This is a genomic window from Falsihalocynthiibacter sp. S25ZX9 (assembly GCF_041205405.1).
GTDB lineage: Bacteria > Pseudomonadota > Alphaproteobacteria > Rhodobacterales > Rhodobacteraceae > Falsihalocynthiibacter > Falsihalocynthiibacter arcticus.
Genome location: NZ_JBGFCD010000227.1, coordinates 1 through 305, shown reverse-complemented (window position 1 = coordinate 305; position 305 = coordinate 1). Strand labels below are relative to the sequence as shown.

Here is a 305-nt window from a genome sequence, read left to right as displayed (position 1 = left end):
CATCCGCCGTACTCGCTGCAATTTCCAGCGCCGCAGCCGCAGAAATTCCAGATATCGACAGCTCGAAATGGGCAACCAATCCAAGGGATTACTGCATGAGCCCCGCCTAATACATCAACGCGGAAAGCAACTCGTTCTTTGCGGACTTCCTTGGCCGCGCGAGCATGAACGAATTTTTCAACTTTCAGGGCCTAACCAAGGCCGCCTACCACTGGGTCGTGTCGCCTAACCTCGATACGGTCTATTCAATCGCCGTGGTGAATGCCAAAGATGGCTTTACGCTGGAATTGCCGGAGGTGGGGGAC

1 protein-coding gene is annotated in these 305 nt (G+C 54.8%); it reads left to right on the top strand.

What is annotated here, in order from left to right; translation table 11 throughout:
* Positions 1 to 164 precede the first annotated feature (164 nt).
* Positions 165 to 305 (top strand): DUF1254 domain-containing protein (locus tag AB9F29_RS22030; RefSeq protein ID WP_369757266.1); only part of this gene is annotated, 141 nt, incomplete at its 3' end.